This window comes from Amycolatopsis speibonae, from assembly GCF_042647925.1.
Taxonomy (GTDB): Bacteria; Actinomycetota; Actinomycetes; order Mycobacteriales; family Pseudonocardiaceae; genus Amycolatopsis; species Amycolatopsis speibonae.
Window position 1 is genome coordinate 1 of record NZ_JBHRWK010000032.1, and the last position, 17,884, is coordinate 17,884.

The window sequence follows — 17,884 nt, forward strand, 5'->3', positions numbered from 1 at the left end:
CGCCACCACACGAACCAGCCCAGTCCGCCACCTCTCCCTCACCCCAGCCGCCTGACCAGAGAAAACCAACAGCATCGTTGGATGACCGGAAATCCACACAGTCCCGTCGTGACCGGACCGGTCACGACAGCCGGACAGGGAGGGTGTGTGGAAATAGGGACGTTGAGCGTCCCTATTTCCACACACCCCTCACCCTGAGTGACACCTCGCGGCCTTCGGGTCTTGCTGGGTGCGAGTGGCGGGTGGCTGGTGCCACATTGGAGACATCGGCCCAAGTACCTCAGGCGGAGGCGGCCTTCACGGCGGCCTCGATCTCGGCGAACGAAGGGTTCACCATCGCCGTCGAGCCCACGAAGACCGTCGGCACGACCTCGTTCCCGTCCGCGACCGAGCGCACCCGCGCGGCGGCGTCCGGGTCCTCCCAGATGTTGACCCGCTTCACCGTGAAGCCGCTCTTCGACAGCGGCCGCTCCAGCGCGGCGCAGAACCCGCATCCGGGGCGCCAGTAGAACTCGACCTCGACGTCACTCATTCGCCGTCCTCCGACCTCAGGTAGTCCAACTGTGCCCGCACACTCCACTCGGCGGGCGCCCACAAAGCCTTGTCGACGTCGGCGTAGACGACCTCGACCACCTGGCGCGGGGTGGCGTCCGCGCCGAGTGTCTCCAGTGCCGAACGCACCTGGTCCAGTCGTTCTTCCCGGTGCGCCAGGTATTCGCGCGCGGTCGCGGCGAGGTCGGGCAGTTCGGGGCCGTGGCCGGGCAGTCCGGTGGTGCCCTCGGGCAGCGCGATGAGTTCGCGCAGCGAGCGCAGGTAGTCGCCGAGGTCGTGCAACACGGTGGTGCCGCGGCCGAGGATGGTGTCGCCGGTCAGGATCTGCCCGTCGGACACCAGGCAGATCGAGTCGCCGGTGTGCCCCGGCGTGTGCAGCACCGAGAGCCGCACGCCGCCCGCCTCGAGCACGTCACCGTCCACAAGGGACTTCCCGCCGACGCAGAGCGATTCGTCGAACGCCCGCACCGGAGCGCCGACGCGCTCGGCGAACCAGGGTGCGCCCTCGGCGTGGTCGGGGTGATGGTGGGTCAGGACGATCAGCTCGACGGCGCCGGTTTCCGCCAGCAGCGTCAGGTGTTCGAGGTCCTCGTGACCGGGGTCGACGACCACGGAACCGGACGCGCCCGGCCCGCGCAGCACCCAGGAATTGGTGCCCTCCAACGTCATCGACGACGGATTGTGCTCCAGCAGCACCGAAGCCGTCGGCGTCACTTGGCGCAGCACGCCGTACGCGGGGGCGCTCACGCCGGGTCCAGTACGACGCGGGCCTTGTCGCCGTCGCGCACCAGCGTCGGCATGATCTTCACGATCTCGCGCTCGACGGCCTGTGCCGCGGCCGCCGAGCCGAACTCACCCAGTTCGGCGAGCGTTATCCAGGTCGGTGGCATGAGCATGCGGCGCCCTTCCTTGGCGTCGGCGATGGCCTCTTCCGGCCGCTGCCAGCCGGTGCTGACGGCCTCGGAGGTGGCGCTGTCCGCCTCCTGCCCCTCGGGCAGCACGGCGACGAAGAAGCAGGTGTCGTAACGACGCGGCTCCTGAGGCGGGGTGACCCAGTTCGCCCAGGGGCGCAGGAGATCCGCGCGCAGCGTCAGGCCGTTCGCTTCGAGGAACGCGGCGAGCGAGAGCTCGCGGGAGACCAGCTTTTCGCGGGCGTCCTGGTACGGCGCCGTGTCGGTGACGACGGCGTCCCTGATGCTCGCGAGCAGTACGCCCGACTCCTCGAACGTCTCCCGCACGGCCGCGCACACCAGGGCGCGGGCCAGCGGTTCCTCGCATCCGAAGCGCTCGGCCCACCAGGCGGGCTTCGGGCCCGACCAGCTCACCGAGGCGTCGACGTCGCGGGAATCCACGCCGCCGCCGGGGAAAACGGTCATCCCGCCCGCGAACGGCATGCCCTTGACCCGGTGTTGCAGGAAGACCTCGACGCCTCGCGCGCCGTCGCGGAGGAGGATCACGGTCGCCGCGTCCTTGGGCGTCACCGGCTCGCCGCCGGCGTTGGCGCGGGTGCCCACCCCGGCCCCCACCGGGATGTCGAATGTCAGTTCTTCAGCCACATCCCGCAACATAACATCGCGTTTCGTCCTCTGGTTGCGATAGTTGCGCGTGCAACCACCGCATCCAGAGGACGAAACGCGTAGAACTGCTAGGACCAGCTAGAGCCGCTGCTGCGCGAAGCACCGTTCAGCCGGATCTTCGCCGCTTCGGCACGCTCCCGTTCCGCGAGCTCGGCGTGCAGCTCGCGCAGGAGCGCACGGTCGCGCTCGCTCAGGCTGGGGTCGTCGAGATCGAGAGCGGGCAGCTCGACGACCTCGTGCATGCTCGGCTTGCCCGAGGCGATCTCGCGACCCTTTTCGGGGTCCTCCTTGAGCGCCTGGCGCAGCTGGGCCACTTCGGCCGGGGTCAGGTCGGCCGTGCGCTCGGCACGGGTCTCCGCCCGTGACTTGCGCGGCAGCGGTTCCGGAGAAGACACCGGCGAAGAAGGCGGCGGAGAAACCGGTGCCGGCGCCTGCTGCACGATCGGCACCACCGGTGCGATCGGCTCGTTCGGTTCCTGGCCACCGCTGCCCACCGGACGCAGGCCGTGCCTGCTCGGCTGCTCCTTGACCGGCTCGGGAGCCGGGGCGGGAGCGGGCGGCGGGGTCGGTGTCACCGGCCCGGTCCGAAAGTCACTGGAGTGGGTACTCCCGGTGACCCAGACAGGACTCGCGGCCGACGAAGCGGCCTGGTGGTACGCGGAACGCGCGACGCCGGGTCCCGCGACCTCGACGACCGAGCGGATACCGGCGCGGCGAAGCGCGGTGTCCACGCGGAACGCGACCGCGGGCGGGTTGCCCTCCGGGCCGATCTCGACCAGGACCACCCGCTGCGGCAGTGCGCCGGGCACACTGCCCGCCGGCGTGTTGCGCCACACCGCGTGCACCGACCGGACGTCCGGCAGCACCTGCAGGGTGCGGTCGAGCGCCTCGGCGAGGCCGAATTCGGGCGTGTTCTCCCCGGTGAACCGGTGGGTGAGCACCGACTCGTCCTCCTCGACGAGCAGGTCGTTCGCCAGGGTGGCGTCGGACCGGCTCATTTCGAGGACGAGCGCGAGTTCACGCTGTTCGGACGAGCTCACCGGGATCTTCCCCGCGATCAGGGTGCCGGTGGTGAGCTCCACCGCTTCGTCGATGTGCGCACGCGCGATCAGCTCACGCGCTTCGGTCAAAGCACTGTCGTCGATTCGACCCGCCAGGGCCAGTAACAGGTTATGCAGGCGCAGGGGCACCGAGAACCCGTCCATGGGCGGGCCGTCGTGGACCTCCACCATTGCTCTGCTCCCTCCCGGCTCGCCTGGTGGTGCGAGCGTTAAGCGGCGACCAGCCGACTTCCGGTGTCCACCGCGCCCACACAGACCAGTTCGGAGCTGGCGAGCGCGGTGCGGTGATAGCCGGTGAGGTCGATGCTCGGCGGGAGAACCTCGACGCCGGGCTCCTCGTCACCCAGCACGCGCAAGACGCGCTGCAATTCGCCCGTCAGCCTCGGCAGCCCGTTGAGCGCCGTGACCAGCAGGACTCGTTTCGCCCCACCCTCGCCGACCACACCGAGGTGTCGCCAGCTTTGCCGCACTTCACCCACATCCGGCCGCCCCCGCAACGTTGCGTGGATCAATACGGACACAGAGTCGACGGAGTTCACCCATTCGGGCGCACTCTGCGTGAATGTGTACCTGGTCTCGGTGACGTCGTCTACCCCCAGGGTGGAACTCACCTGATGCCAGTCGGCTCCGTGAGGAATAAGCCCGGCGACTAGCAGGCGATACTCGGTTTGGTCCAGGTCGATCCTGTGCTTAAGCAAAGACCGGGGCAGGGTCCGCGCGAGCGTGCCCATCGCACCCTCGCCCAGCCAGTCGCGGAACCGCCACAGGAGCTGGTCCGGCAGCCGTCCGGCCAGCCGGAGCAGGAGCTCGTGCGAGGACTTCTCGATGTCCGGATCCATCACTTCACCTCCACGATCAGTTCGATCTCGACCGGCGCCCCGATCGGCAGTTCGGCGACGCCGACCGCCGAACGCGCGTGGATTCCCGCCTCGCCGAAGATCTCCCCGAGCAGCTCGGACGCCCCGTTGATCACCGCGGGCTGGCCGGTGAAGCCTTCCGCGGACGCCACGAAACCGACGACCTTGACCACTCGCGCGATGTTGTCGAGCCCGACGACCGAGTCCACCGCGGCGAGGGCGTTGAGGATCGACGTCCGCGCGTACTGCTTCGCCTCTTCGGGGCTGACCTCGGCGCCGACCTTGCCGGTCGCTTCGAGCTCGCCCTTGACGAAGGGCAGCTGCCCGGACGTGTAGACGTGCGATCCGGTCCGGACGGCGGGCACGTAGGCCGCCAGCGGGGCGGCGACGCCGGGCAGTTCGATACCGAGCTCGGCGAGCCGATCGCTCCAGGTCATGGCTTCAATCCCTCAGTTCTTGGCTCGTTTGAGGTAGGCGACGTGCTGCTCGCCGGTCGGGTTCGGGAGCACGGTGACGAGCTCCCAGCCGTCCTCGCCCCACTGGTCGAGGATCTGCTTCGTGGCGTGGATCAACAGAGGGACGGTCGCGTACTCCCACTTGGTGGCGCTCATGTCCGGGAGCGTAGCCAAACCGGCAAGAGCGCCCGACACACATGGGGAAAACCCTCTCGCGACCGGCTCGCCGATTTCCCGCCGATGTGTTTCACTTCACACCTACTCGGGAGTAGATAGGACGTTGACATGCGGACAACGAAGTCCCTCGCCGTCGCCTGCCTGGCCGCGACGCTTGCCCTGATCTGCGCTTCACCGGCGAACGCCGACGAGAAACTTCCCGTTCCGTGGACACTCGCCGCGGCGCTGCCCGCACAGGCGGCGAACCCCGGCGGCCCGCCGCCCGGCGCGAACGACTTCGACTGCCGTCCGACAGCAGCGCATCCGAATCCGGTCGTGCTCACCCACGGCCTCGGCGCCAACCAGACGGTGAACTGGCAGACGTTCGGCCCGCTGCTCAAGAACAACGGGTACTGCGTCTTCTCCCTGACCTACGGGGTCCCCGGGAAGCCGCTGCCGATCTACCAGCCCGGTGGCCTCCTGCCGATGGAGCAGAGCGCGAAGGAACTCTCGGCGTTCGTCGACGAGGTGACGATCGCGACAGGCGCGTCCAAGGTGGACATCCTCGGGCATTCCGAGGGCACGCTGATGCCTTCCTACTATGTGAAGTTTCTCGGCGGCGCGTCCAAAGTGGACAAGTACGTCAGCCTGACCCCGCTGTGGGACGGCACGACACTGTTCGGTGCCTCACATCTGTACGCGCTCGCGGGCGCGCTGGGGCTGGCGCCCGGGTTCAACGGGATCCTCGACCCGGTCTGCGGCTCGTGCCGCCAGTTCCTGCACGGCTCGGAGTTCCTCACGAAGCTGCGCGGCGGCAACGGGATCTTCCAGCCGGGCGTGACCTACACGAACATCATGACCCGCTACGACGAAGCCGTCGTCCCGTACACGAGCGGGATGGGCAAGGGCCCGAACGTGAAGAACATCGTCCTGCAGGACAGCTGCCTGCTGGACCTGGCGGAGCACGCCGGGGTCGCCGCCGACCGCAACGCGGCCGGGCACGTCCTCAACGCGCTCGACCCTTCGCACGCGAAGCCGGTGCCGTGCGTGCCCGCGACCCCCGTCGGGAGCTGACGGCCCTCGCTAGGCTGGACCCGTGGAGACCTGGCGTGTGGTCGCGACCGTCCTGCTCGCCGCGGCCGGGCTGCCGCTGGTGCTGGTCCTGATGGCCAAGGCACGGGACCGCCGGAACACCTCGGGAGCGGTCGCGATCACCGGCGCGGTGGCCTTCGTGGTGCTCCTGCTGCTCGGTGTGGTGATGCTCACGATCCTGTCCGGCATCCTGACCTGGGCCGTCGTCGCCGTGGTCGCGGCCGCGCTCGGCGTCATGATGCTGGCTAGCTGACCACTCAATTAGGGTGGGACCGGTGAGCACATCCCTTGCCGGCTGGACCGACGAACTCGCGAGAGCCAGGCTGCATTTCGTCACCGGTAAGGGCGGGACGGGCAAGACCACGCTCGCCGCCTCGCTGGGCCTCGCGCTCGCCAAGGGCGGGCGCCGTGTCCTGCTGATCGAGGTCGAAGGCCGCCAGGGCATCGCCCAGCTCTTCGACACCGAGCCGCTGCCGTACGCCGAGCAGCGCATCGCGGCCGTCCCCGGCGGCGGTGAGCTGCGCGCGCTGCACATCGACGTCGAGGCCGCGCTCCTCGAATACTTCGAAATGTTCTACAACCTCGGCTTCGCGGGGCGGACGCTGCGGCGGATGGGCGCGATCGAGTTCGCCACCACGCTCGCGCCGGGTCTGCGCGACGTTCTGCTCACCGGGAAGATCAAGGAATGCGTCGGCCGGACCGAGTCGGACGGCCGCCACACCTATGACGCCGTCGTCGTCGACTCGCCGCCCACCGGCCGGGTCGTGAAGTTCCTCGACGTCACCAAGGCGCTGACCGATCTCGCCAAGACCGGCCCGATCCGCGGCCAGGCCGACGGCGTCGTCCGGCTGCTGCACTCCGGTGAGACCGCCGTCCACCTGGTGACGCTGCTGGAAGAGATGCCGGTGCGGGAGACCGTCGAAGCGGTCGCCGAACTCGACGGCGCCGATCTGCGCCCCGGCGCGGTGCTGGTCAACCGGGTCCGCCCGCCGCGGCTGCCCGCCCGTTCGGTGACGGCCGCCGCGGACGGCCGTGTCGATGCCTCGCGGGTCCGTGCCGGGCTCGCGTCTGCCGGGCTGAACCTGCCTGACAGCACCCTCGACGCGCTGGTCGAGGAGACCGTCGAGCACGCCGTGCGGGTCGCGGCCGAGCAGCGCGCCCGCGAGCAGCTGTCCGAAGCGGACCTGCCGGGTCTCGAACTGCCGGACCTGACCGACGGCGTCGATGTCGCGGCGCTCTACGACCTCGCCGAAGCGCTGACCGAGCAGGGGGTCCGCTGATGCCGGACGACATCCTGGAGATCGACAAGCTGATCGACGATCCGGAGAGCCGGGTCATCGTCTGCTGCGGCTCGGGCGGGGTCGGCAAGACGACCACGGCGGCGGCGCTGGCGTTGCGCGCGGCCGAACGCGGACGGCAGACGGTGGTGCTCACCATCGACCCGGCCCGGCGGCTGGCGCAGGCACTCGGCCTGCGGGAACTGGGCAACCACCCGAAGCAGGTGCAGGTCGAAGGCTTCGAACCCAAGGGCGAACTCTGGGCGATGATGCTCGACATGCGCCGCACCTTCGACGACATGGTGCGGGTGCACGCCGGCCCGGAACGCGCCGAACAGCTGCTGCAGAACCCCTTCTACCAGACCATTTCCACGTCGTTCTCCGGTACGCAGGAGTACATGGCGATGGAGAAGCTGGGGCAGCTCGCGGCCACCGACGAGTGGGACCTGATCATCGTCGACACGCCGCCGAGCCGGTCCGCGCTGGACTTCCTCGACGCGCCGACGAGGCTTTCCAGCGCGCTCGACGGCCGGATGATCCGGCTGCTGACCGGTCCGGCCAAGGCCGGTGGCTGGGGCTTGCGCAAGGTCGTCAACGCCGGTTTCTCGATGTTCGCGAAGGCCGTCTCGACGATCATCGGCGGCCAGCTGCTGACCGACGCTTCGGCGTTCATGCAGGCCTTCGACAGCATGTTCGGCGGCTTCCGCGAACGCGCGCGCAAGACTTCCGAGCTGCTGCGGTCCGGCGGGACGTCGTTCCTCGTGATCGCCGCGCCGGAGCCGGACGCGCTGCGCGAGGCGTCCTTCTTCGTGGAGAGGCTTTCGGAAGAGAGCATGCCGCTGGCCGGGCTGGTCGCGAACCGGACGCATCCGGTGCTGGCCCCGCTGTCCAGCGCGGAGGCCATCGCGGCCGCCGAACAGCTGGCGAAGGGCGAGAGCAGCGCACCGCTGGCCGAAGCCGTCCTTCGCCTGCACGCGGACCGGGTCGCGCTGGCCGATCGGGAGACGCGGCTGCTCGCCAGGTTCACGCGGGCACATCCCGAGGTCCCGCTGGCGCGGGTGCCCGCGCTCCCCAGCGACGTGCACGATCTCGAAGGCCTGCGCGACATCGGCACGCGCTTGGCCACCCAGTCCTGATCGTCCGTGAAGGACCCTTTCCCTACCTTGGACTCAGGGAAGGGGCCCTTCACGGAATCATGATCACGAGACTCGGACGCGTACGTCTTCCTCTTCGTCGATCCCGGTGAAACTGCGCTTCGCCGCTTCAAGCAGGTCCGCCCAGCTGGTCACGTCCGGCCGCCGCCTGAGCAGCGCCCGCCGTTCCCGTTCGGTCATACCTCCCCAGATGCCGAAGTTGATCCGGCCATCGAGCGCTTCCGCGAGGCATTCCGTCCTGACCGGGCAACCGAGGCAGACCGCCTTGGCCCGGTTCTGTTCGGCCCCCCGGACGAACAAACCGTCCGGATCGGTGTCGCGGCACGACGCATTGACTCGCCAGCTCGACTGGTTGGTTTCCATACCCCCAGCTCCCTACCCTGGTGTTCGACACACCACGGGGGGACGAAAAGCCTGCGCTCCTGCCCCCATGAGCGTGTCTCCCTGTGTGCTCACGTCGGTTGAGCCGGCACCTCCCCGGTGCCGGGTGCCTCCGTTCGGCCGAATGCGACTGCCGCTCGCACTCACCCGTCTGTCGGCTTTTTCATACGTGAGACGTTGACGGACTGTAAGGGCCCTCGGTTCCCTCCGCCAAGCCCTAGAATGCCTGCCGTCACCATCCGTCACCACATGGGGTCGATTTCGTGACCGGACCCGCACCGACAGCGAGGTGACGTCACGGTGGGCTAACGGCATCCGCGTACCCTGGTCCGCGTGCGCAAAACGGACGGTCTGCTGAAGCTCATTGGCCTGTGTGTGCTCGCGGGGGTGCTGGTCGCGGGGATGTTGTTCCCGGTGGCGGGTGCCGCGGGCGTTCTCTCCAACCAGGCGAGCGAGACCGTCGACAAGACATCTTCGGACCTTGCGGACATTCCGCCGCCGCTGGTGACGACGATCACGGACAACACCGGCAAGCAGATCGCGACGCTGTACAAGCAGTTCCGCATCCCCACCGACGAGACGCAGATCAACGACGCCATGAAGTGGGCGCTGATCTCGGTCGAGGACAAGCGCTTCTACGAGCACAACGGGGTGGACTGGAAGGGCACGCTGCGCGCCGCGGTCAGCAACACCACCGGCGGCGACACGCAGGGCGCGTCGACGCTGACCCAGCAGTACGTGAAGAACTACTTGATCAACGTCGTCTACCGGGACGACAAGCCGGGCCAGAAGCGCGCACAGGAACAGTCGGTCGCCCGGAAGCTGAAGGAAGCCCGGATCGCGATCCAGCTGGAAACCAAGCTGAACAAGATGCAGATCCTGAGCGGCTATCTGAACGTCGTCGAATTCTCGCGCGAGATCTTCGGTGTCGGCGCGGCCGCGAACGCGTACTTCAACACGCCCGTCGAGAAGCTCACGGTGCCGCAGGCGGCGTTGCTGGCCGGTCTGGTGAACAACCCGATCGTCAACGACCCGTGGAAGGCCCCGGCGAAGGCGACCGAACGCCGCAATCTGGTGCTGGACCGCATGGTCGACAACCAGAAGCTCGCGAAGGTGGACGCGGAACGGTTCAAGGCCGAGCCGCTCGGGGTGGTCGAAGGCGGCCCGCAGAAACCCGCGTCGAACTGCACCGGAGCCGGTACGGAAAACGGTTTCTTCTGTCAATACGTAGAGGACTATCTCCTCAAGAACGGCATGACGAAGGACGATCTCTACACCGGCGGCTACCAGATCAAGACCACTTTGGACGAACGGGCGAACCACGAGGCCAAGATGTCGGCCGAAGCCCAGGTCAAGAAGACGCAGGACAACGTCGCGAACACGCTCTCGCTGGTGAAGCCGGGCAAGAACCGGCACGAAGTGGTGGCGCTGGCGGCGAACCGTGACTACGGGCTGCACGAAGACCAGGGCCAGACGACGTTCGCGTTGCCTTCCGGCGTCTACAACACCGCCGGCGCCGGCTCCACCTACAAGGTCTTCACCAGCGCCGCGGCGCTGGAAGCAGGCGTGGCCGGGATCAACACCTCTCTCCCGGTGCCCGATCTCTACGTCTCCAACGTGTTCGCCGGTGGCCCGAAGAAATGCCCCGTGGCTCCCCGGCCCCCTGCCGGGCCGGGCGGTAACTGGTACTGCGTCGGCAACGCGGGCGACTACAACCCTGCCGGTGGGGCCATGTCGCTGCAGCAGGCGCTGGCGACCTCGCCGAACACGGCGTTCGTGGCACTGGAAGACAGGATCGGCAGCACCGGGCCGGTCGTGGAGATGGCGCGCAAGCTCGGCATGCGCGACACCATGGCCAGCAACCGGGGCGGCGGCGCCGTCGACCCGAACTCCAAGGACGACGGCGTCAACGTCAATCAGCTCCAGGCGTACGGCCCGAAGCCGGGCTGGAACGGATCCGGTGCGTTCACCCTCGGCGTGAGCCCGCTGTCCGGGCTGGAACTGGCGAACGTCGGCGCGACGATCATGAGCGGCGGCGTCTGGTGCCCGCCGACCCCGCTGGCCGGCGTCACCGACCGGGACGGAAAGCCTGTCCCCGTCAAGGAAGCCCCCTGCGAGCAGGTGGTTCCCGAAGGCCTCGCCAACACCCTCGCGGTCGGCATGAGCAGGGACAGCGCACCCGGCGGCACGTCGTTCGGCGCCGCGAACGGCGCCAGGTGGACCCGGCCGGTGATCGGCAAGACCGGCACCACGCAGAGCAACGGCGCGGGGTCGTACCTCGGGGCCACCCCGCAGCTCGCGGGGGCGGCCATGGTGTTCCGCCCGAAGGGTGGAAGTGGCGGTCTCTGCTACCTCGGCCCGGGTAACGTGAGCGCTCGCGGCTGCGAAAACATGTGGGGTGGCAAGACGCCCGCGCAGACCTGGTTCGGGGCGATGTCGAAGATCCTCGAAGGCCAGGAAGCGCTGCCGTTGCCGCAGCCGGACCCGAAGTACATGGGCGGCGGACGCTGACCGGCCGAGGCCGTATTCACCAGCGCAAATAACTATCAGTCACACAACTCTAACTTTGAGTGACTACTCGGCGGCCTAACGGGGACCGGTGGCCGACGGGATCATGTCGACTGATCACGGCACCCCGCATCGACCACGGAAAGTGAAGAAAAGAGGCCATTCCAGCGATTCTCGGGCATCGCCGGAATGGGGGCGGACGATCACCACTGATGAGCACGTAAACTGGACATCGTGAGCACGCTCAGTAACAAAAGTACTTCAGGGGCGACGATGCGGCGATTGGCCGTGGGAACCGTCGCCTTGGGAGCCGCGACCCTCGGTTACGCAGTCGGCATCGAAAGGCGCCGTTGGACGCTTCGCACCGCGGAGCTCCCGGTCCTCGCGGCAGGAGCGAAGCCCTTCACGATCCTCCACATCTCGGATCTGCACATGCTCCCCGGTCACGTGAGCAAGCAACGCTGGGTAGCCGCGCTCGACGAACTGAAACCGGACCTCGTCGTCAACACCGGTGACAACCTGTCACATCAGCAGGCCGTGCCGTCCGTGCTGCGCGCACTCGGCCCCCTGCTCGACAGGCCAGGCGTGTTCATCTTCGGCAGCAACGACTACTACGCACCGAAGCCGAAGAACCCCGCGCGCTACCTCATGCCGAAGGGCAAGAAGAAGCGGATCCACGGCGAGCACCTGCCCTGGCGCGACCTGCGCGCGGCCTTCGTCGAACACGGCTGGGACGACCTCACCCACGTCCGCCGCACCATCGAGGTCGCCGACCAGTACGTGTTCACCGCCGGTGTCGACGACGCCCATCTCCGCCGCGACCGCTACGCCGACATCGCCGGCCCGGCCGACCGGGGCGCCGCCGTCCGCATCGGGGTCACGCACTCCCCGGAGCCCCGCGTCCTCGACGAGTTCGCCGGTGACGGCTACGACCTCGTCCTCGCGGGCCACACCCACGGTGGACAGCTCCGCGTTCCCGGCTACGGCGCTCTCGTCACGAACTGCGAACTCGACCGCACCCGCGCGCGCGGCGCGTCCCGCTGGGGCGCCCAGATGTGGCTGCACGTCTCCGCCGGCTTGGGCACGTCGCCTTACGCTCCGGCGCGCTTCGCGTGCCCGCCCGAGGCGAGCCTGCTGACCCTCGTCCCACGGGGTACGACCAGCGACAATCACCGGAAAGCAGCCCCCCGCAAAGCCCGAAACACCGTCCGCTAAACTTCTCCTCGACCCGCTAAGAAGTATCCGGGGTGTGGCGCAGCTTGGTAGCGTGCCTCGTTCGGGTCGAGGAGGTCGTGGGTTCGAATCCCGCCACCCCGACGCTAGATCAAGAAGGCCCTGCTCGCAGAACACGCGAGCGGGGCCTTCTTGCGTCGTGGCCCGGCCCCGGATGCGGACGCGGCGAAGGCCCCTTTCCCCACGTCCCACGCGACGAAGGACGCTTTCCTTACATGACATGCGGCGAAAGTCCCCTTCAGCCCCACGCCCTCAGCCCCGCGCCCCCGAACACCCCGCCCCAGACCGAAACCGCCCCAGCGCAGCCCCCGCCACTCCCAGGGGGGCGACCCCGGGTCCAGCGTATCGGCCAGGGGCGTCGGGATCGGGCGAAAGTGGGGATGACGGGGTCGGTTGTCCACAACGGCGTGTGAGTGTGGACAACCGAGCTTCACGGTTCCCACTGTGGCGGGTCAGCGGGTGGCGAGGAGTTCGGTCCAGCATTGGGCGAAGTCGCCATCGCCGGAGCGCGCCCAGGACCAAGCCGAGCGGGCGGCCGAAGCGAGTTGGTCGCGGTCCGGGGTCGTCGCGGTTTCCAGCGCCGTCACCAGCCGCGCCTCCACGTAGGTCGCCAGCGCCCGGTACGTCGAGTCCGCGCGGTAACGCGTTTTCGTGCGCACGTCGGTGAACCCGGCGGCCGCGACCGCGGCGGAGATCGACCGTCCGGCGAACGGGTCACCGCCCGCGCGGCGGCACAACAGGTAGTGCCCGCGAAGGGCGGCATCCACGTTCGCCGTCTTCGGCCGGAGTCTCGCCCGGCTCCAGTCCGATGTGGACAGTGCGAGTGCTCCACCCGGTTTGAGCACCCGGTGGATTTCCGCCAGCGCGGCGCCCGGCTCCTTCAGGTGCTCGAAGACGGCGTTCGCGAAGACCACGTCCACCGAAGCCTCGGCCAACGGCAGGGCGCACGCGTCCGCCGTGAGAAAGTCCACTGTGGACTTTCTGTGTCCGTCGCCGATACCGAGGGTGATCGAACCCGGCCCGCAGCCGACGTCGACGAACCCCATCCCCGGCCCGAACAGCGGTTGCGCGAACACGGCCCGTTCGACCGCTTGGCGCGCGGACCGCGCGGACACCGCGGCGCGCGGCGCGTTTCCCTCCAGCACCCCGCACACAGTACGGCTCCGGGGTGGCAGGATCGAGGGGTGAGCACGCAGCCAGGCAACAAATATCCGTCCGCGGCGGTCCCGGACCGCCTGTTCGACGACGCCGAAGCCGAGGCCAGGTGGCGGGCCCGCTTCCACGCGCCGCGCATCTCCGTCCCCGAGTGGGCCATCGACGCGCCGGACGCGAACGTCTACGTCTCCAACGCCAGCGGCGTTTGGGAGGTCTACTCCTGGGATCGCTCGACCGGCGAACACCGCCGCGTCACCGACCGCCCCAACGGCACCATGCACGCGACCCCGTCCCCCGACGGGCGCTGGATCTGGTGGTTCAACGACACCGACGGCGACGAGTTCGGTTCCTGGGTCCGCGAACCCTTCGCGCCGGGAGCCGCCGCCGAGCGCGCGGTGCCGGACGTCCACGACGGCTATCCCGCCGGGCTCGAGATCGGCACCCGCGTGATCGCCGTCGGCGTCTCGACCGACGACGGCAGCGAACTCTTCGCCCACATCGACGGCGAGACCACCAGCTTCTACCGGCACGAAGACGACGCGGGGATCGCCTCGCTCTCCCGCGACGAGTCGCTGCTCGCGATCTCCCATTCCGAGCACGGTGATTCGCGCCACCCCGCGCTGCGCGTCCTGTCGACCGGCGGCTTCACCACGGTCGCCGACAAGTGGGACGGCGAAGGCAAGGGCCTCGGCGCCCTGGAGTTCTCACCGGTCGCGGGCGACCAGCGGTTGCTGGTGCTGCACGAGCGGCGCGGCCGCGAGGAACTGCTGATCTGGGACACCGCCGCGGACACCGAGCGGGAGATCGAGCTCGACCTGCCCGGCGAAGTGATCGCGGGCTGGTATCCGGACGCGCGGGCACTGCTGGTCGTCCATTTCCACCAGGGCCGCAGTTCCCTTCACCGGTACGACCTCGCGAGCGGCGAATTGTCCTCTTTGGACACCCCGCCGGGCCGGATCGGCGGCGCCGGGGTGCGGCCCGACGGCACCGTCGAGTACTCGTGGTCCAGCGCCGCGAAGCCGACGGCGGTGCGCGCTCGGGCCGCCGGCGGCGAAGACTCGGTCCTCCTCGAACCGCCGGGCGAGCGGGCGCCGGAATCCGCCCCCGTCACCGACGCGTTCGTCGACGGGATCGGCGGGCGGATCCACGCGCTGGTCTCGCGTCCGGCCGACGCGCCCGAAGGCCCGCTCCCGACGGTCTTCTCCTTGCACGGCGGGCCGCATTCCGCCGACGAGGACCGGTTCTCCGCGTACCGCGCCGTCTGGCTCGACGCCGGTTTCGCCGTTGTCGAGGTCAACTACCGCGGCTCCACCGGCTACGGCTCGGCCTGGCGTGACGCCATCGAGGGCCGTCCCGGCCTGACCGAACTCGAAGACGTCGCCGCCGTCCACGACTGGGCCGTCCAAAGTGGACTCGCGGATCCGGGAAAATGCGTGGTGAACGGTGCTTCATGGGGCGGCTACCTGAGCCTGCTGGCGCTGGGAACGCAGCCCGCGCGCTGGGCGGCGGGAGTCGCCGGGGTGCCCGTCGCGGACTACGTCGCCGCGTACGAGGACGAGATGGAGCAGCTGCGCTCGTTCGACAGGGCGCTGTTCGGCGGCTCGCCGGAGACGGTGCCCGCGGTGTACCGGGAATGCTCGCCGATCACCTACGTCGAGGCCGTGACGGCGCCGGTGCTGGTACTCGCCGGGGACAACGACCCGCGCTGCCCGATCCGGCAGGTCGAGAACTACCTCGACAGGCTCGCGAAGCGGGAGAGCTCGTTCGAGTTCTACCGTTTCGACGCGGGCCACGGGTCGCTGGTGATCGCCGAGACGATCAAGCAGACGGCGATCGAGGTGTTCTTCGCGCTGCGGGCCGTCGGGCTTCGCTGACCCCGGCGAGCGGGGTCAGCGCTCGGAGAAGAGAGTCCCGCCGGACGCCCAGTGTTCGGCGGGAATCTCGTTGATGGTCACCCAGACACCTTCGGGTTTGCCGCCGCAGGTGCGGACGAAGGCGTCGGTCACCTCGCGCACGAGGGCCTGCTTCTGCTCGGGCGTCCGGCCAGGGAACATCGAAACACTGATCATCGGCATGACCGAACTTTAAAGGCCGCGGTCGTGCTTCCGGAGCCTGTCCACCGCGTAGGCGTCACCTTCGAAGGTGATCCGGGCCGCGTCGCGCCCGAAGACGAAGAGCAGCAGCTCGATCGGCGCACCGACGACGGTCACCGTGTCCGGGCCTTCCTTCACGCGCGCTTCGCGGCCTTCGGGAGTCTTCAGGACCACGCCGACCGGCGACTTCCGCAGGTTCAGCTTCGACGCCTGCTTCGCCGACTTCCACGCCGCCGCGTCCCGCCCGGAGTCCGCCGGACGTGGCTCCCAGCCGGCCTGTCCGCGACGGACGTCCTCGTGGTGGATCAGGAACTCCGCGCTGTTGGTCAGCTCGTCGAGCGCGCCGATCGACGTCGGCCAGAACCAGGCCGGACCCGACCGGACCTTCCCGACGACCTCGGACCACGGGCGCGCGGCGTAGGAGTCCTGCACCCGCTGCGTGTACGACGCGAGGGCAGGCACCAGGATCCCCGGCGCCGCGTCCGGGCGGCGCTCACGGACCAGCAGGTGCGCCGCGAGATCCCGCGTCTTCCAGCCCGTGCACAAGGTCGGCGCGTCCGGGCCGACCTCTTCGAAAAGCTCGCTCAACGCTTGACGTTCGTCTCCGGCGACTCCCATACCCCCCGACGTTACGCGCCGGTAGGGTCCGGGGAAATCCGGCGTGACGCAGGGCACCCGGCTCAGTGATGGAACGCGGTCCGCCGTCGCGGGCGGTGATCGAGCTCGGGCACCAGCCGCCGGAGGTCGTCGAGCAGCAGGTCCGCGAGGTCGTGCGTGAAACCGTTGCGCACCACGATCCTCAGCACCGCGAGATCGGTCCGGTTCTCCGGGAACGTGTACGCCGGGACAAGCCAGCCACGCTCACGAAGCCGCCGTGACACGTCGAAGACGTCGAAGCCTTCGACGTCCGCCTTCGTCGTGAAGGCGAACACGGGCAGCTGATCGCCTCGCGTCAGCAGCTCGAACGGGCCCAGCTCGGCGATCCCGTCCGCCAGCTGGGTCGCCACGTCCCGCGAAGCCTGTTGCACGGCACGGAAACCTTCGCGGCCGAGCCGGACGAAGGTGTAGTACTGCGCGGCCACTTCGGCGCCGGGACGCGAGAAGTTCAGCGCGAAAGTCGGCATGTCGCCACCGAGGTAGTTGACGTTGAAGACGAGCTCGTCCGGCAGCGCCGCCTTGTCGCGCCACAGCACCCAGCCGACACCGGGGTAGACCAGCCCGTACTTGTGCCCGGAGGTGTTGATCGACGCCACCCTCGGCAGGCGGAAGTCCCAGACCAGCTCCGGATCCAGGAACGGCGCGATCATCGCGCCCGAAGCGCCGTCGACGTGCACCGGGATGTCCCAGCCGGACCGCTCTTGCAGCCCGTCGAGCGCGGCCGCGATCTCGGCGACGGGCTCGTAGCTGCCGTCGAAAGTGGAACCGAGGATCGCGACGACACCGATGGTGTTCTCGTCGCATCGGGCGATCGCCTCGTCCGCCGTGAGATGGAAGCGGTCGCCGTCCATCGGCACCAGCCGCGGCTCGACCTCCCAGTACTCGCAGAACTTCTCCCAGCAGACCTGGACGTTCGCGCCCATCACCAGATTCGGCTTCCCGGCGCGCCCCAGTTTCGACCAGCGGCGTTTCAACGCCATCCCGGCGAGCATGCAGGCTTCCGAGGAACCGGTGGTGGAGCAGCCCATGATCCCGGTGGGATCGGGCGCGTGCCACAGATCGGCGAGGATGTTCACACAGCGCCGCTCGAGTTCCGCGGTCTGCGGATACTCGTCCTTGTCGATCATGTTCTTGTCGACGCATTCGGCCATCAGCTCGCGCGCCTGCGGCTCCATCCACGTGGTGACGAACGTGGCGAGATTGAGCCGGGCGTTGCCGTCGAGCATCAGCTCGTCGCGCACCAGCTGGAGCGCGGTGTCCGGCGGCAGCGGATCTTCGGCGAGGCTGTCGTGCGGGAGGCGGATGCTCGTGGCGAGCGCGGGATACGCGCCGGCGTACAGCGGGTTGGCCCCGCTCTTGCGGTCCGGTTCGGTCGGGGTTCCCTTGTGCAGCACCATGGATCGAACGGTAGCGGCTCGTGAGCGGTAAGGACGGTTCTGACGCGACTTACCACTCACGACCCCCCGCGCCGACACCTTGCCCAGGACGTGAAGCCACAAGCGGCCGCCCTGCTCCCGCGTTCCGGCACGGCCACCGACGCAGAAGTCCGTGAAGGCCTCCTTCCCTACCCTCAAGGTCAATGCCAGGAACTTAAGGGCTGGCGTTGATCACGGTTTGAGGGTGGTGGGCGTGGTGGCCTGAGAGGGCAACGAGGCTCGGGCTAGGACTGGTGATTG

General features: G+C 68.9%; 19 protein-coding genes and 1 tRNA gene. 8 read left to right on the forward strand and 12 right to left on the reverse strand.

Going from position 1 to position 17,884, the window contains the following annotated elements; genetic code table 11:
• Positions 1–280: 280 nt before the first annotated feature.
• The 7 genes from ACFOSH_RS22300 to ACFOSH_RS22330 form a co-directional block, all read right to left on the reverse strand.
• The gene (locus ACFOSH_RS22300; protein ID WP_093932340.1) at positions 281–532 is read right to left on the reverse strand and encodes a glutaredoxin domain-containing protein; all 252 of its coding nucleotides are present in this window, start codon (positions 530–532) and stop codon (positions 281–283) included.
• Positions 529–1,299, reverse strand: a complete 771-nt coding sequence (locus ACFOSH_RS22305; protein WP_378240972.1) for an MBL fold metallo-hydrolase — start codon at positions 1,297–1,299, stop codon at positions 529–531. Before ACFOSH_RS22305 ends, ACFOSH_RS22300 begins: the two co-directional genes overlap by 4 nt.
• Positions 1,296–2,108 carry an NUDIX hydrolase gene (locus ACFOSH_RS22310; RefSeq protein ID WP_378240973.1) on the reverse strand — a complete coding sequence of 271 codons (813 nt, stop codon included), beginning with the start codon at positions 2,106–2,108 and terminating at the stop codon, positions 1,296–1,298. Before ACFOSH_RS22310 ends, ACFOSH_RS22305 begins: the two co-directional genes overlap by 4 nt.
• A gap of 89 nt (positions 2,109–2,197) precedes the next feature.
• Complete coding sequence (locus tag ACFOSH_RS22315) at positions 2,198–3,361, reverse strand: hypothetical protein (RefSeq protein WP_378240974.1); 1,164 nt, start codon at positions 3,359–3,361, stop codon at positions 2,198–2,200.
• Positions 3,362–3,399: 38 nt separating this feature from the next.
• The gene (locus tag ACFOSH_RS22320; protein ID WP_101613579.1) at positions 3,400–4,029 is read right to left on the reverse strand and encodes a hypothetical protein; all 630 of its coding nucleotides are present in this window, start codon (positions 4,027–4,029) and stop codon (positions 3,400–3,402) included.
• Positions 4,029–4,484 (reverse strand): RidA family protein, encoded by a 456-nt coding sequence (locus tag ACFOSH_RS22325; RefSeq protein ID WP_378240975.1) that lies wholly within the window; start codon positions 4,482–4,484, stop codon positions 4,029–4,031. Before ACFOSH_RS22325 ends, ACFOSH_RS22320 begins: the two co-directional genes overlap by 1 nt.
• Positions 4,485–4,496: 12 nt before the next feature.
• Positions 4,497–4,658, reverse strand: coding sequence for a DUF4177 domain-containing protein (locus ACFOSH_RS22330; protein ID WP_005166970.1), 162 nt, complete (start codon positions 4,656–4,658; stop codon positions 4,497–4,499).
• 129 nt (positions 4,659–4,787) lie between these two features.
• On the opposite strand from ACFOSH_RS22330, the gene ACFOSH_RS22335 reads away from it, so the two are divergent.
• From ACFOSH_RS22335 to ACFOSH_RS22350, 4 genes are read left to right on the forward strand one after another with little or no spacing between them, the layout of a single operon-like run.
• Complete coding sequence (locus ACFOSH_RS22335) at positions 4,788–5,732, forward strand: esterase/lipase family protein (protein WP_378240976.1); 945 nt, start codon at positions 4,788–4,790, stop codon at positions 5,730–5,732.
• 22 nt (positions 5,733–5,754) lie between these two features.
• Entirely contained in the window at positions 5,755–6,003 is a 249-nt protein-coding gene (locus tag ACFOSH_RS22340) for a hypothetical protein (protein WP_378240977.1), read from the forward strand.
• A 22-nt stretch (positions 6,004–6,025) separates the two neighbouring features.
• Positions 6,026–7,030 carry an ArsA-related P-loop ATPase gene (locus tag ACFOSH_RS22345; RefSeq protein WP_125679752.1) on the forward strand — a complete coding sequence of 335 codons (1,005 nt, stop codon included), beginning with the start codon at positions 6,026–6,028 and terminating at the stop codon, positions 7,028–7,030.
• Complete coding sequence (locus ACFOSH_RS22350) at positions 7,030–8,163, forward strand: ArsA family ATPase (RefSeq protein WP_378240978.1); 1,134 nt, start codon at positions 7,030–7,032, stop codon at positions 8,161–8,163. The genes ACFOSH_RS22345 and ACFOSH_RS22350 overlap by 1 nt, the downstream gene beginning before the upstream one ends.
• Before the next feature lie 63 nt (positions 8,164–8,226).
• Here ACFOSH_RS22350 and ACFOSH_RS22355 read toward each other — a convergent pair whose 3' ends face one another.
• Complete coding sequence (locus ACFOSH_RS22355; RefSeq protein ID WP_020632155.1) at positions 8,227–8,544, reverse strand: WhiB family transcriptional regulator; 318 nt, start codon at positions 8,542–8,544, stop codon at positions 8,227–8,229.
• Positions 8,545–8,895: 351 nt separating this feature from the next.
• Here ACFOSH_RS22355 and ACFOSH_RS22360 point away from each other — a divergent pair, with 351 nt between their 5' ends.
• The 3 genes from ACFOSH_RS22360 to ACFOSH_RS22370 all read left to right on the forward strand — a co-directional run bounded on the left by ACFOSH_RS22360 (position 8,896) and on the right by ACFOSH_RS22370 (position 12,387).
• Entirely contained in the window at positions 8,896–11,073 is a 2,178-nt protein-coding gene (locus ACFOSH_RS22360; protein WP_378240979.1) for a transglycosylase domain-containing protein, read from the forward strand.
• A gap of 270 nt (positions 11,074–11,343) precedes the next feature.
• Positions 11,344–12,285 carry a metallophosphoesterase gene (locus tag ACFOSH_RS22365; RefSeq protein WP_378240985.1) on the forward strand — a complete coding sequence of 314 codons (942 nt, stop codon included), beginning with the start codon at positions 11,344–11,346 and terminating at the stop codon, positions 12,283–12,285.
• Positions 12,286–12,313: 28 nt separating this feature from the next.
• Positions 12,314–12,387, forward strand: a tRNA-Pro gene (locus ACFOSH_RS22370).
• Positions 12,388–12,755: 368 nt separating this feature from the next.
• On the opposite strand, the gene ACFOSH_RS22375 is transcribed toward ACFOSH_RS22370, so the two are convergent.
• On the reverse strand, positions 12,756–13,448 hold the full coding sequence (locus ACFOSH_RS22375) for a methyltransferase domain-containing protein (protein ID WP_378240980.1): 693 nt from the start codon (positions 13,446–13,448) through the stop codon (positions 12,756–12,758).
• A 39-nt stretch (positions 13,449–13,487) separates the two neighbouring features.
• On the opposite strand from ACFOSH_RS22375, the gene ACFOSH_RS22380 reads away from it, so the two are divergent.
• Complete coding sequence (locus tag ACFOSH_RS22380) at positions 13,488–15,332, forward strand: prolyl oligopeptidase family serine peptidase (protein WP_378240981.1); 1,845 nt, start codon at positions 13,488–13,490, stop codon at positions 15,330–15,332.
• A 15-nt stretch (positions 15,333–15,347) separates the two neighbouring features.
• Here ACFOSH_RS22380 and ACFOSH_RS22385 read toward each other — a convergent pair whose 3' ends face one another.
• The 3 genes from ACFOSH_RS22385 to ACFOSH_RS22395 all read right to left on the reverse strand — a co-directional run bounded on the left by ACFOSH_RS22385 (position 15,348) and on the right by ACFOSH_RS22395 (position 17,605).
• A complete protein-coding gene (locus ACFOSH_RS22385; protein ID WP_378240982.1) occupies positions 15,348–15,533 on the reverse strand; it encodes a 2-hydroxymuconate tautomerase in 186 nt (61 codons plus the stop codon).
• A 9-nt stretch (positions 15,534–15,542) separates the two neighbouring features.
• Positions 15,543–16,169, reverse strand: coding sequence for a TIGR03085 family metal-binding protein (locus ACFOSH_RS22390; RefSeq protein ID WP_378240983.1), 627 nt, complete (start codon positions 16,167–16,169; stop codon positions 15,543–15,545).
• Positions 16,170–16,231: 62 nt separating this feature from the next.
• Positions 16,232–17,605, reverse strand: a complete 1,374-nt coding sequence (locus ACFOSH_RS22395) for a glutamate decarboxylase (protein ID WP_378240984.1) — start codon at positions 17,603–17,605, stop codon at positions 16,232–16,234.
• Between the last annotated feature and the right edge of the window lie 279 nt (positions 17,606–17,884).